Here is a 13,758-nt window from a genome sequence, read left to right on the forward strand (position 1 = left end):
CAGCAGCAGCGGTTCAAATCCCAAGCCTCAGCCCAAAGATTTCTCACCACCCACGCGGCGATCTACAACACCTTCAACATCCAACGGCATCTGATCAGCAGGCCCACCCTTCGCCGCTTCCGCGCCGAAGCGGCGTCCGTTTGGGCGGCTGCGGTTGCCTGATTTCAGGCAGGGTAGGGCGGCTTTCGACTTGGCGCGGATAACCTGACAGCACCCTCGCCTGCGCCTTGAGACCGGCCCGGCCCCTACCTCACAAACCTGTCGCTCCGCACTGCAGGATTCTCGATGATGTCTTCCAAGTCTCTGGCGACGGCGACGCTCTCGATCGGGTTGTTCGGTTGTGCGTCGGGCGCGGTGCCGACTGGCGCGCCCGACGCAGCTCCGTCTCTAACGGAGGCGCGGGTGGCTCGCGACGGAGCCGTCTGGACCCTGAACTACAGCCTTCATCAGGACTCGGCGGTCTGGGCCTTTCCGGTCTCCGCGGTTCGACGCCAGACGCGACAGCCTTGGCGGCCGTCCGAGTGGACCGTGCAGACGGGTAACGTCGTCCTGAGGCGAGAGGGCGACTACGATATTATTACGACCACCGACGGCGGGCCCGTGCCCCGGACGATCCGGATCCGAATGACGCCCGTCGGCGGAAGCCTGGATCGCGAGTATGATCCGGCGATACCCTTCAGCAATGGCGCAGTCGCCCTTTACAGCGAGCAGTTTGACATCGCCCCGGTCGGTAGCATCGAAGCCCTGCGATCGAGCGAGACCGTGAGCATGTTGGAGTCGGTGGTCGTACCCGTGACTTATACCGACGCTGCGGGCCCGGTTTTGGTCAATGGCGAACGCGCGGTCACCGGCTCGAGCATGACGACGCCGACCTATGTGGTGTTCGGGCCCGGCGAAACCGAGGCGGGCTCCGGGGCGGCCATCCTGGCTGACCCGGCCCTCCCCGCCTGGATTAGAGGCGAACTCCTCGACTATATGCCCAAGGTCCTGGACGGCTATACGAGACGGCTGGGCCCCCGATTGAACGCCGACCCGCCGACGATGATCGCCAGCTGGAATGGTCCGACCCTGGGCAAGGTCGACATGAGCGGGGGGGTGCGTCCCGGCCTAATCCTGTTGGCCTTTGAAGGAGAGGGCGTGCTGGACCGCGAGCCGCGGACCCTTGCCCGCGCGCGCTGGTTCATCGCTCACGAAGCTGCGCATTTCTGGCTCGGTAGCTCCGGCGTGGCCTCTTAACGCAGCCAATAGCGCCGGCACCCCTTTCGTCGCTTCCATAGCGACCGCCTTCTCGTAAAGGCCGCGCTTGTTCAGGGCCTGGATAGCCAAAGCAAAGACATCCACCCTGCCGACCTGGAGGCCGGCCTTGATTCGTAGGTCGTCGACCAGCCAGTCAACATGCGCAGCCACTCTCGGCTCCTCCGGTGGCGGATAGTCGAATGCGTAGAACGGCACCTCATTGCCAAGCCCAGAGCCGGTCAGAAATTCGTCGGATGTGACCCGTGATCGGATCCGATCAAGGCGTGCCTTGAGTTCATTCATGTGAACGCCTGGTGCTGTCAGTTTAATGCGAACTTGTCTCCACTCAGGGCGGGTTAAAACGCTGACGGGGATGGAAATTCGTGAAGCAGATCTCGTTCAAGAGCCACCGGTTCCCGTCGGATGTCATCCGCCACACGGTGTGGCTCTATTTCCGTTTCAGTCTCAGTTTTCGGGACGTCGAGGAACTCTTGGCCCAGCGCGGGATCGAGGTCAGCTATGAGACGATCCGGTGCTGGACGATCAAGTTCGGGCCGCAGATCGCCAGGCGACTGAAGCGCCGCCGACCAAGGCCGTCGCCCCGCTGGCATCTCGACGAGATGGTCTGCTGGATCGGCGGAAGGCGAATGTATCTGTGGCGCGCCGTCGACGACGAAGGCGAGGTCCTGGACCTCTTGGTCCAGCGCCGGCGGGATACAGAGACGGCGCTTAGGCTTTTGAAGCGCCTGCTTCACAACCAGCCGGTCGAGCCGGAGACGATCACCACAGACGGCCTGCTGTCCTACGGCGCGGCGCTCGACCAGCTGGATCTGCGTCACCTTCATCGACCCGGCCGGCTTCGGGAGAACAATCGGGCGGAGAACTCCCATCTGCCGATCCGACGAAGAGAACGCCAGCAGCAGCGGTTCAAATCCCAAGCCTCAGCCCAGAAATTCCTCACCACCCACGCGGCGATCTACAACACCTTCAACATCCAACGGCATCTGATCAGCAGGCCCACCCTTCGCCGCTTCCGCGCCGACGCGGCGTCCGCTTGGGCGGCCGCGGTTGCCTGATTTCAGGCAGGGTAGGCGGTTTTCGACTTGGCGCGGATAACCTGACAGCACCGCCCAAAGGTCCGACGGCCCGTGGCCAATCGAGCCAATGTCTGGCCGGTGGTCGCAAAGGGCGTCCTGGATCTCCTCCGGGGTGCAAAGGCCGGCCAAGGCATAGCCATCCGCGAGGTGGGTGAACTCGACCATCTCGAACTCATCCAGCCTCTCCGGCAGGGCGTCGAACACGCCATGCTGGACGAGACGCATCCAAGGCTGCGCTCCGGCTGGCAACAAGGGACGCGACGCCAGATGCGCGCTCAGCCTTATCACATCCCTGGTGGCCTCGTCCCCGAACAATCGTTCAATCAGACCGTCCATGCTTGGCACGGTCTCAAATCGGCGGCGCCGGACCTCACGCAAATCTGGCCGCTCAGCCTTCTTGCCCTCACTGTCGGCCTTGGTGTGGCGTACCGCCTTGTCGCCGAGGGCGGGCAGAGGCTGCCCCGGCGGCTCGCCGAACCAGCGATACGCGGTGGTCTCGAAAGTCTCTGGATCAATCAGCATCCACACCACGCATCCCGAGGGCTTGGCGGCCAGGGCCGTGTGGATGTCGACGTGCGCACGCTTGCCATCCGCCCTCATGGCCTTCAGCTGCACGTGGCGCAGGACGCCGTCAGCCTCCAGCGCCACGTCGAACCCGGAGCCGTCGAACTCCGCCCGCAGGACCTCGCATCGCCGGCCGGCCCTGAGCAAGGTTCGGGTCAGATCGCCGAGGAAGGCATGCTCGAACACCTTCTCGCGCAGCACCGTAGCGTGCGGTCCCCATGGGTCAAAACTGTCGGCGAAGGTCATGAATACTACTCGTCTCCAAACGTCGATCAGCCATCGAAAGGGGCGCGGATCAAGCTGAAAGAGACGAGTAGGCTGTAGCTCAGTGGACTGCAGGCCGGCCCATCTCCGGGGATGGAGATCGAGGGTAAACTGGCTGAACGCGTGCGTGAGCTGCGCCACGAGCGCGGTTGGTCTCAGGAGGAGCTGGCCGACCGGGCCGGCCTGCATCGCACCTTCATCTCGCAGATCGAGCGCGCGGTGAAGCGCACCACCATCCGCTCGGTGAGCAAACTGGCGAAGGCGTTCGACGTCAAGATGGGCGACCTGCTGGACTGAGAAACGAGTCCCGCGCGGACTGGACTGTCGGCTGGCGCCAAGTGCTGGTGGCCGCCGGAGGCCCGCCATGATCCACCCGGAAAACGCTGACGAGGCCGTCGATCGCCTGCTCATGCTCATCGGCGACTTGGGCGTCGGGCTGGCCGATCTGGCCTCCTCGGCCGTCACACAGGACAAGGCCGCCCTGATCGAACGCTTCGCCGCCCTTGGACAGTTGGGCGCGGACGTCGCGGCCTTGGCCGAGGCAGGGAAGGTCGTCCTCACCAACAGGTTTGAACAAAGTGCGGAACGCAGCTTCTGACCGCTGGACTTCGCTCGCGACCAGAGCGTGATGGAGGGGCCGGCGCGGCGGACGCGCGGGGCGCCCCGGAGCCGACATCGGCAGGGGCTTGGGGTCGTGCGGCCACCCCGGCCGCGTGAACTGGAAGACCGACATGACCGAAGTTCTATCACCCGCCCAGCAACGGCTTCTGGCGCGCGCCGCGGCGGATGGCGACCAAGCCATCACCGTGGAACCCGAGGCACGCCGGACGGCGAGCGCCCTGGTCAAGCGAGGACTGCTCGCGGCATCGGCGGACGGCTTCTCGATCACCGGCGCAGGGCGGGCCGCCGTTGGGGTAGCGGACAACGACAAGACCGAGCCGGCTTGCAACGGCTCAACCCAGAAAGCCCCTCGCCCGGACAGCAAGGCGGCCAAGGTGATTGACTTACTTGGCCGGCCCGAGGGCTCAACCGTCGCCCAACTCTCGCTAGCCACCGGGTGGCTGCCTCACTCCGTGCGCGGCTTTATGGCCGGCGCCCTGAAGAAGAAGCACGGTGTCTTGCTGGCTTCTAAGCCGGCCGAAGGCGGGCGGGTGTACCGCATCGCTTCGGCGCCGGCGGCGGCGTGACCGTCGAAGCTGACCTGATCGAGCTGGATGTGATGGATCTTCATCAGCTCAGGGCGGAATGGCGGCGGCGTTACGGCGCGCCGCCGAAGCTGCGCTCGCCCGAACTCGTCCGATACGCACTCGCCTGGCGCATGCAGACCGACGCGTTTGGCGCCATCCATCCGGCCCTGCGCAAACGTCTGCGCGGGACCGGCGGGCCGGTCGACCGGTTCGATGCGGGGGCGAGGATCACCCGCGAGTGGCTGGGCGTCAGTCACGAAGTTGAGGTGATCGACGGCGGGTTTCTTTACGCCGGCCAGCGCTGGAAGAGCCTGTCGGAGATCGCGCGCCGGATCACGGGAAGTCGCTGGAACGGGCCCCGGTTCTTCGGACTTCGCAAGGGGGCAGTCGGGTGAAGATGCTACGCTGCGCCATCTACACCCGCAAAAGCTCCGAGGAGGGTCTGGAGCAGAGCTTCAACTCGCTGGACGCCCAGCGCGAGGCCTGCGCCGCCTACATCGTCTCGCAAAAAGGGGAGGGCTGGAAACCGGTCCGAACCGTCTACGACGACGGCGGTTTCTCCGGCGGGAACATGGAACGTCCGGGGCTGGTCAGCCTGCTTCGCGACATCGGCGCCGGCCTGATCGACGTGGTCGTGGTCTACAAGGTCGACCGCCTGACCCGATCGCTGCCGGATTTCGCGCGGATCGTCGATCAGTTCGATCGTAAGGGCGTCTCCTTCGTCTCGGTGACCCAGGCGTTCAACACGACAACCAGCATGGGCCGGCTTACGCTGAACGTGCTGCTGTCATTTGCCCAGTTCGAGCGCGAGGTCACGGGCGAGAGGATCCGGGACAAGATCGCCCAGTCCAAGGCCAAGGGCATGTGGATGGGGGGCGCGCCACCGCTGGGCTACGCCGGTCACGAGCGAACCTTGAAGATTGTGCCCGAAGAGGCGGCCACCGTGCGCCGCATCTTCGATCGCTATCTCGAGGTCGGCTCGGTGCATCAGCTTAAACTGGAACTGGAACAGCAGGGTGTAACGTCGAAGGTCCGCGTCTCAGGGAAAGGCAACCGGACCGGTGGGCTGCCGATCAATCGGGGAGCCCTGTTCCACATGCTGCGCAATCCGATCTACGTCGGCGACATCCCGCACCGCGACAAGGTGTTTGCGGGCTTGCACGAGCCGATCATCGATCGGCCCACATTCGAAGCCGTCAGCCTGATGCTAGCCGCCAACGGCGGCGCGAGGCGTCCCAGAGGTCAGTCATCGCCGGCGCTCGGGGGCGCGAAGCGCCCCAGGCGTCAGTCATCGCCGGCGCTGCTTATCGGCCTTCTGAAAGACGCCAAGGGCCGGCCGATGAGTCCCGTGGCGACCCGGCAGGGGGACCGGACCTACCGCTACTACGTGTCGACGGCTGTTCAGCGCGGGGAAGCTCGATCCGGTCAAAGCCATCCTCGCGTACCGGCGCTTCTGGTTGAGACGACGGTTGTGGAGGCGCTCCGCGAGGTCACGGGAGACATCTTGGGCGAATGGTCCAGTCTGCGTCCGCTCCTCACATCAGTCACGCTGATCGATCACGCTCTCCGGCTCATGTTCGCGCCCGGACTGGAGAGCCGGGTATCTCGCCGCTCGCGCCATGAGCTCATCGAGACGCCGGGCGGGCTGGTGCTGACGCTTCCTGTGAACTTGGCGACGCGAGGCGGACGATCATGGACGACCGCATCCACCGACGCGTCGGCGAACCGAAGGCGGATCGACAAGGTGTTGGTCGCCGGACTGCGCCGGGCCCATCGCGAACTCCGACAGGCCTGCGCGGATGTGATGCTCCAGAAACCTGCCTGGCGAGATATGGTCGGGATCAACGATCCATATATCCGCAAGCTGGTTCGCCTCGCCTTCCTCGCGCCCGACATCCAGCAGGCCATCATGGACGGCCAACAGCCCGTCGGTCTCACGCTCCAGGTTCTTCGAGAGAGCGCGGTGCCTTGCAGCTGGGATGCGCAGCGACGCCTGCTGGGCTTCGGCCAGTCACTCCAACCGCCTGCTTGATGCAATAACTGGGCGTGCTTTTGGGCGTTGCAGGACGTGTTTTCCGCCCAAACTGGACCTGTTATCGCCTGTTAATTTTGCGGCCCGACGAGCGACACCAGCTTGCTGCGGGCCCGCGGTCAGGCGCTTTGCGCCGGAATCTGTCATTTTTGGCGCGCGGTTCGGAGGCTGGAATTTGTCGGAGCAGGCGGAACTGGCTATGCTCAAAGGGTGTGCGGCCGCAGACCCGCAGAGACGACGGCGCAAATACGCGCGTGAAACGCGCGATTGAGCGCAGGAACGGCGGGGCACCTTACGGATGGGCAGGCTTTTGGGCGGACTATACCGGGGCTTGGAGAGCCCACGAGGCTTCAGAGCCGGCTCGGCGAAGTGCGTGGCGGACAGAGAGTCCGATAAACCACCGTCCTGACCAGTCCCGCGCTTGATCAAATAGGTCACTAAAATCAAGACATAGCCGCGCTCACCGTCTGGCGTTATCCCGGAACGTCCCATACAATCGCCTTCCAAAGTAGGGACCGGAGTAGGGACTGGACATGGCGCGCGAGATGAACCGACTGCCGCCACGGGCGGCGACGACAAGCACCGAGCCGGGGCGTTATGCCGACGGCGGGGGGCTGTATCTGGTTGTTGGCGCTGGTCAGTCCCGCAAATGGGTGTTCCGCTTCAAATGGCATAAGCGGCTGATCGACATGGGCCTAGGCGCGGCGTCGGTGGTGACGTTGGCGAAGGCGCGGGAACGGGCCGCTGCCGCCCGGTCGTTATTGGCAGACGGCGTGAACCCGCTGGAAGCCAAACAGGCGGACAAGGCCATTCCGACATTCGGTGCAATGGCCGACCGGTTCGTTGCGGACCTTGGGCCGCAATGGCGCAACGAAAAACACAGGGCGCAATGGAAGACGACGCTGGAAAAGGACGCGGCCAAGCTAAGGCCGGTGCCGGTCGATAAGGTCGAGACCACCGACGTGATGGCGGTGCTCAAGCCCATCTGGTCAGTGAAGCCCGAAACCGCGTCACGGCTTCGCGGGCGCATTGAGCGGGTGTTGGATGCGGCCAAGGCCAAGGGCTATCGGGCGGGGGAGAACCCGGCCCGCTGGCGCGGTCATCTGGACCACCTGCTGCCCAAGCGCCAGAAGCTCACCCGAGGCCACCACGCTGCCCTTCCTTTTGCCAAGGTGCCGGGGTTCATCGCGGACCTTCGAGAGCGCGACGCGGTGGCAGCGCTGGCGCTTGAGTTTGCCATTCTGACCGCCGCCCGGTCTGGCGAGGTCCGGGGTGCAACTTGGGGCGAGTTTGATCTGTCGGGAAAGGTCTGGACCATCCCGGCGCAGCGGATGAAGGCCGGGCGGGACCACCGGGTGCCGCTTTCAGCCAGGGCGGTCGAAATACTGACTAAAGCCAAGCCGCTCACAACGGGCGCTCCGGAAGCGGTGGTGTTTCCCGGCCTGAAGCTCGGGTCCAGCTTGTCGGACGCGGCCTTTGACCGGCTGTTGAAGCGCATGGGCTTCAAGCCCGGCGAGCTGACCCCACACGGTTTTCGTTCCAGCTTTCGGGATTGGGCGGGCGAGGTCTCGACCTTCCCTCGCGAGCTTGCCGAGGCCGCGCTGGCACACGTGGTCGGGGACGCCACCGAACGCGCTTATCGGCGAGGGGACGCACTGGAAAAGCGGCGCAAGATGATGGACGCTTGGGCGCGGTTCTGTGACCCTGTTGCGGACAAGAACGTGGTCGCGTTTTCGGGGTCCCGCTAATGGATGCAGCTAGCGACTTGGAATGGCCTGACGGTGCCGTGCCCATCTATCACGCTGCCTTTGAGCAGCCATTCAGCGCCGACAACTTGGACACACTGGGGTCTTGGCTCAGAAATTTCAGTCTTGATGACGATAGAAGGATTGTCGTCGGACACCTCGAAACCGAAAAATTCGCTCTGAAGCAATCAGCCGTGAGTGTCGAAGAGCGGGGTTTCGAGTTTCTCTGGGTTTCCGACGATTTGGATATTGTATCGACGATATATCGTCCCTCTGATCCGAAAACCTCGACAGGGGTTCCAGCGGGTCTCGGCGATTTGCTCCATCGGCACGCAGATTTCGTCTGGGAGGCCATGACAACGGCCCTGAGCAGCTTAGTCATAGCTGGCACCGCTAGTGTGTATGCCCGCCCCGGGTCGCCGCTCGCTCCTGTTGTTCGGATTCCCTCAGATGCATGGACGCATTTCATCGTGACAGACTGGCGAGCCGGTCTGGCAGAATGCAAGAAAAGCGGAGATTGCCTCTATTCACCACGCGTGACGTTTCTCGCCGGGATCGAGCCGAAGGCACTTTCGCCCGATGCGGCGATTGCATGGTTGACAGCCGAAGCCGAGAAACGCGACCGCACTGGACTACCGCCAATGACTATCGAGGAAGTGCTCGAAGCCTCTGTGCGGTTCGGTCAAAGCCGAGAATGGGCGCGAGCCTTTCGACGCTCGTTGCCAGCTACGGCAAAACTGGCACCCGGGGAAAAGAGGGCCGATAGACTCAGGCTGGCAAGACGCCCCGCCTAGGTTCGCAGAGGTTCCGCCTAGGTTGTTTGCGGCGTCAGCGGGGCTTTTCGGCCCATATTCCTATGCCGTCCCATGCGCTTCGACACGCTAACCGTGGACGGCCAGATGGTCGTCCGGCGTTGTCTGGAGCCAACAATGAACCTCATTGCCCCCCTTCAACCCGTCGCGTTCAGTATCTCCGATGCAGCATCCTATTCGGGCTTGTCACGGTCGCGCCTGTACACGCTCATGCAGGCTGGCGACCTTCCCTCGCTACTGGTCGGAGGTCGTCGTCTGATCAGGCGAGAAGCCTTGGACGCCTTCTTCGCCAGCCTAGACAAGGTGGCCTGATCCATGACCCTGGAACCAAAGAACCCCGCCGCCGGTGAGAGGGCGGACGGGGCTCGGGATGCTTCGCATGGTGGCGGGCGTCCTGACCATAACAGCGGCCATTCACCTGACAAGGGCGCGTTGACCTTCAGCCTGCCGCCCGACGGCGAGCCAGTGACCGTGGACGGCCGGGAGGCGCAAACGCTCGCCCTCTTGGTCACCACCGGCCCGCGCGGATTCACTTCGGGCGAGGCTTCGCCTCTGGGCTGGGCGCGTCGGACAAGTGCCTACGTCCACAAGCTGCGACGGCTGGGATTGCCCATTGCCACCGTTCGGGAAAAGACGCCCGACGGCGCGTTGGTGGCCCGCTACACCCTTGCCGCTCCGGTGGTGGTAACGGCGCTTGAGTGCCGTCTGATCGGCGAAGGGACCGCGAAAACGAAATAGGACGCCGCTTAGGGCGACGGCGTGGCGGGATGGGTGATGACGCCCGGCACTGTCACGTCGTCACTCCAGCGCCTTCCTGTGCCGCTTTTGCGCGCGTCTAATGACTAGCTTTTTCCGTTCCCGGGATGGCGCACCGGAGGCCCCGTCCGGCCGGTGGTGTGAACCCGTCCCGAACCGTCCACCGTTGAAACTGGCGAGATATGGATCTGAAACAGCCGCCCTGGCGTGCCAGCATGCCAATGAAACTAAACGCGAAAAGCCCATTCGGCCTGCCGCCGCCGCTGGCGCGCCCCTTCTCTATATGGGTGTGCCGCATGCCGCCGGGTTCACTCCTATGCCGGGGAGAGGCGGTGCTAGGAACCGCGCCGACCGGTCAAGCGACGCTCTGAGCCTTTCGATGGCCCGGGGTTTGATCGAGGCCACCGGCTTCGCAGTGCGCGCGGGCTTGCCGTTCAATCGGATGGTGACGATACATTGGGAGGCTGGAAGGGTTGAGGATGACCTGAAAGCGACCGCACGCTTTCTCAAGCTCGCCGGCGATTGGGTCCGGTGCCAAGGCGGCGTGCTGGCCTTTTTATGGGTGCGGGAAAGTGGCCCGGGAAAGGGGCGGCACGTCCATATCCTGATGCACCTGCCGCCTGATCTGGCGCGCGGTTTCAACCGACGCCAGCGCCGGTGGTTGGGGGCTTGCGGGGCCGTGTGGCGGGCGGGCGTAATCCTGAGCCGCCCCGTAGGACGCAGCCTTTGCCATGCCATGACCGGTGGTCCCGACTATGAGGCCAACCTTACCGACGCTCTGGGCTATCTCTTGAAGGGTACCGACGCCCAAGCCCGGGATGCCCTTGGGATTCGGCGTTGCGAGGCGGGCGGTTCGGTGGTCGGTAAGCGGTGTGGGGTGTCGGCCAATATCGGTCCCGGTATGCGGGCGGGATGATAAGAATTGATAGGGTTTCGGCAGCACTACGCGCGCGAGGTTGGGCGGGTAGGGGGGCGACCCAAAGTCTGGACCGATCGATCCGGACACCGGTGATGACGTGCAATGGGCGCGTCCACGATTGAGAACATGACCCGGGAGGGGGTGGCCTAAGCTCCAGACCAGCCAATCCGGACAGCGGCGCGTAACTCACACGCTGCTAAACCGTGACACCCGTAAGGGGGGGGGCGGGTGCGTCTCCGGCACGTCCCGACCAGTCGCCGGTGATGGCGTGGAAGGCGTTCGCTATTCCAGTTTTCTCGCCCGCGCGCGGCGGGAACGCGCAAGATGTTCCGCTTTCGTTCTTGCGCGTGTCGTTTCGACGGGGGTAGGGCTGAGGCCATGGCCGAGTCTTTCCCTTTGACGCCCTCGACCCTTCCCGAGGGTTCTTACGTCTATGCAGTGTGCCAGCGGTGCAGCGACGTTCGGTACATCACCCGAGCAATGATGCTCGAACGGGTCGGGGACGTGCCCTTCGAGAGGATAGAGCGCCGATTGCGGTGCATTGGTCGGCGGGAACCGAGAGGCCGGGCGTGCGGGGGCGATATGACGCTCGCCCTTGGGGCGTCCGGTGCTTGATGGGCCGCAAGAACCGCGACAGATACACGTTGGCCGACTGGCGGGAGGCATGCCCCTCAGTCGTCGCCGTGCGCCGTGCTGGCTGGGTTGTCACAGCCGTCTGTCCGATTTGCGATTTGGAGATTGTTGCTAACCTCGCCCTGATCGAAGCCGCCAAAGGGCCGACGTACTCACTATGGGGCGCGACCACCCGATGCCGTCGGCGATACTGCGAAGGTGTGATGTCGTTTTTCGTCCAACCGCCTGGTGCAACAACTGAGGTGCGGATGGTCGCCGCTGAATAGCTGAAGGCCCGCGCCGGGGTGGGGGGACGGCGCGGGCCAGTGCAACACGTCATCAGGGACGTTCGGAGCGGCGCATATTGCCGGGCCACCGCTCCACGGCCGGCACCGACACCATAACTCTTGGTGGCCGTGCCCTGTTCCCGCTATGCCGGTCGACAAGATCTGGCTGAAATCGAGCGCAGGGTGTGGCTGGAGCGCGTGTCCGCGCATTGCAAACTACAAGCCAAATACGCTGATGAAATAACGACGCGACCGAGCCACCCGCAAGCGCCCTCGGACCATATAGCCGCAGTCGCGCGTGTCATATCCGGCGACTGATCATGTGCGGACGCTTCGACACCCATCACCAATCGTGCCGGCGATCCAGTAGTCAGTACTTTTCCTAATCGTCGCTGGGGAAGCAATTGGACGGGGCTTGGGAGTCGTTTAGAGTAGAGCTTAGACCCTCACTTGTGGGCTTGGGTCATAGTCAGATGCCGGGGCTAACGAACACAGGACGCAGCTTGGCCACGTCGAAGGGGTAGCTTCCTGCCCGAAGCCGGGCCTGCTTTCCGGCTTGGATGCTGTAGCCCGCTCCCGAGGCCATCAAGGCGGCAGGTAAGACGACCGGCTCGACGCCGTGGACCTCGATTGTATATTCCGCCCCCGGTTGGATGTTGGTCAGGGTGGTGCCGTAAGCCCGCGCCGCTGTGCCTGCCAGCAGTAGAACCGACAGGCTGGAGCGCATGTCGATAACGCGATCCACGCCTGTCATCCAGCCGGCGTCCAGGTTGATCACATCCATCGGGCCGCTGCCGTCGGCATAGGTCGCGTCATAGCGGCCATTGACTCCTAAGCTGACCGTGACGTTGCCGCCCCGGATGGTCGGGCGGTCGATGACGATACGAGGCTCGGCCCCGCCCGCCTCGTTGTTGCCGCTAACGACCTCAATCGCAGTCGTACTAGGGAAACGTAGCAAAGTTCGCACGTTTGACACTGAGCCATGTTGGAGCGTCGCGCCGAACTTGATGGCCCGATCCGCACCGATACTATGGAATGTGTCGATCCGGGTGTTGCGGGCGGTCGTGCCCTCGAACTCAATATCGATTAGATCGCCCCCGACCCGATCGTTCTCTCCGGTGCATCCGATCATGACGACCTGATCGAAGTTCTCGAAATACCACCCGCGCGACACCGGCTCGGCGGCATCAGTGCCGTTGTACTCCGATCCGCAGCTCACAAACACGTGCGAGTAGGATACCTCGGTCGCGATGTCGGTCTTGCGCCCGTACCAGCCGTGACGCCCGTTGCGCATGAACGAGCATTTTGACCAGAGCCAGCCGTTGCAAGCGCTGTTGGCTGTGTCGATGTGGATGCCGTCATTCAGGCACGTTTGGACCTGAAGGTTGGTCAGCCTCCAATCCAATCCGCCACCGCCAATGTCGAAGCCATGGCCGAAGCGCTGGACAAAGACGTTTGTGAACTCGACCGTATCGCTGCGCCGGGTCGGACTGTTGCCGTTGGTTTGCAAGAAGGGACCGTCATTGAAGCCGAAGGCGTAGAAGTCGCGGAACGTCAGATTGTTAATGATCCGCCCAGCCGCCATCGGGTCCAATTTGACCATCGGCAGCGCATAGTTCGCGGGCCAGAAAACAGTCCCTCTGCCCCAAACCCCGGCAAGGTCCTGAACGCCCATGGCCTCGCCAACTAGGCCGCAGTTGTCGTCAGCGATTTTGATGTTGAAGTTGTAGCGGCCGGCCGGGAAATAGACCACGCCAAGCGCCGCGATGGCCCGCGTGACGTAGGTCGAGAGGTCGGTTGTTGACGTGCCGGCGCGGATTGCCGGGTGTTCGGCCACGGGGATGTAGTCGAGAACCGATGGTTGGTCCCGCATCTTCTCCTGTGCCGTGCGCGAGACCGCGCCCGGTCCAGCAGGGGTGACGTTCACCGACCCGGCATCCAAAACACCTGCAATACCTGGTTGCTGACTAGCATTTCCACCGGTCGGGGGCTTTGCCGTCGTACTCCCGGACGCGCTGACCGCGAGAAGACCGCCAGCCAATAGGCTTCGCCGCGCAAATTGCATGGACTCGTCTCCCGGTGCTGCGAGACGTCTCTATCAAAATTTCGGGCGTAGTGATGTCCGCTATGGGTCGGGAGCGGTCATTCCGAATGTCCGCTTTCAACGTAGCAGCCCAGACTCCCCTTCGGTGGCCGACTGTGCAAGCCTCGGCCTATGTGCAACCTCTACAGCCTCCGCAAAGGGCC

13 protein-coding genes and 1 pseudogene are annotated in these 13,758 nt (G+C 63.8%); 13 read left to right on the forward strand and 1 reads right to left on the reverse strand.

From position 1 onward, the window contains the following. The 13 genes and pseudogenes from ACP7AS_RS12990 to ACP7AS_RS13050 all read left to right on the forward strand — a co-directional run. Positions 1-162: pseudogene (locus tag ACP7AS_RS12990) on the forward strand (IS6 family transposase); the annotation flags it as partial. A 240-nt stretch (positions 163-402) separates the two neighbouring features. Then, positions 403-1,236 carry a hypothetical protein gene (locus ACP7AS_RS12995; protein WP_426029279.1) on the forward strand — a complete coding sequence of 278 codons (834 nt, stop codon included), beginning with the start codon at positions 403-405 and terminating at the stop codon, positions 1,234-1,236. 383 nt (positions 1,237-1,619) lie between these two features. Next, positions 1,620-2,312, forward strand: coding sequence for an IS6 family transposase (locus tag ACP7AS_RS13000; protein ID WP_426029280.1), 693 nt, complete (start codon positions 1,620-1,622; stop codon positions 2,310-2,312). Between the two features lie 942 nt (positions 2,313-3,254). Continuing rightward, positions 3,255-3,458 carry a helix-turn-helix domain-containing protein gene (locus tag ACP7AS_RS13005; RefSeq protein WP_426029281.1) on the forward strand — a complete coding sequence of 68 codons (204 nt, stop codon included), beginning with the start codon at positions 3,255-3,257 and terminating at the stop codon, positions 3,456-3,458. Between the two features lie 67 nt (positions 3,459-3,525). Then, entirely contained in the window at positions 3,526-3,759 is a 234-nt protein-coding gene (locus ACP7AS_RS13010) for a hypothetical protein (RefSeq protein ID WP_426029282.1), read from the forward strand. Between the two features lie 133 nt (positions 3,760-3,892). Next, complete coding sequence (locus ACP7AS_RS13015) at positions 3,893-4,348, forward strand: DUF3489 domain-containing protein (protein WP_426029283.1); 456 nt, start codon at positions 3,893-3,895, stop codon at positions 4,346-4,348. Beyond that, a complete protein-coding gene (locus ACP7AS_RS13020; protein ID WP_426029284.1) occupies positions 4,345-4,743 on the forward strand; it encodes a DUF2924 domain-containing protein in 399 nt (132 codons plus the stop codon). The genes ACP7AS_RS13015 and ACP7AS_RS13020 overlap by 4 nt, the downstream gene beginning before the upstream one ends. Positions 4,744-4,745: 2 nt before the next feature. Further along, complete coding sequence (locus tag ACP7AS_RS13025; RefSeq protein ID WP_426029291.1) at positions 4,746-6,380, forward strand: recombinase family protein; 1,635 nt, start codon at positions 4,746-4,748, stop codon at positions 6,378-6,380. 533 nt (positions 6,381-6,913) lie between these two features. Continuing rightward, positions 6,914-8,128, forward strand: coding sequence for a tyrosine-type recombinase/integrase (locus tag ACP7AS_RS13030; RefSeq protein WP_426029285.1), 1,215 nt, complete (start codon positions 6,914-6,916; stop codon positions 8,126-8,128). A gap of 38 nt (positions 8,129-8,166) precedes the next feature. Further along, a complete protein-coding gene (locus ACP7AS_RS13035) occupies positions 8,167-8,919 on the forward strand; it encodes a hypothetical protein (protein ID WP_426029286.1) in 753 nt (250 codons plus the stop codon). Between the two features lie 135 nt (positions 8,920-9,054). Beyond that, positions 9,055-9,249 carry a helix-turn-helix domain-containing protein gene (locus ACP7AS_RS13040; protein ID WP_426029287.1) on the forward strand — a complete coding sequence of 65 codons (195 nt, stop codon included), beginning with the start codon at positions 9,055-9,057 and terminating at the stop codon, positions 9,247-9,249. 3 nt (positions 9,250-9,252) lie between these two features. Then, the gene (locus ACP7AS_RS13045) at positions 9,253-9,675 is read left to right on the forward strand and encodes a winged helix domain-containing protein (protein WP_426029288.1); all 423 of its coding nucleotides are present in this window, start codon (positions 9,253-9,255) and stop codon (positions 9,673-9,675) included. A gap of 409 nt (positions 9,676-10,084) precedes the next feature. After that, positions 10,085-10,609, forward strand: coding sequence for a hypothetical protein (locus ACP7AS_RS13050; RefSeq protein ID WP_426029289.1), 525 nt, complete (start codon positions 10,085-10,087; stop codon positions 10,607-10,609). 1,371 nt (positions 10,610-11,980) lie between these two features. Here ACP7AS_RS13050 and ACP7AS_RS13055 read toward each other — a convergent pair. Beyond that, positions 11,981-13,438, reverse strand: a complete 1,458-nt coding sequence (locus tag ACP7AS_RS13055; RefSeq protein WP_426029290.1) for a hypothetical protein — start codon at positions 13,436-13,438, stop codon at positions 11,981-11,983. Between the last annotated feature and the right edge of the window lie 320 nt (positions 13,439-13,758).

It is taken from the genome of Brevundimonas sp. TWP2-3-4b2 (assembly GCF_049897345.1).
Lineage (GTDB): Bacteria > Pseudomonadota > Alphaproteobacteria > Caulobacterales > Caulobacteraceae > Brevundimonas.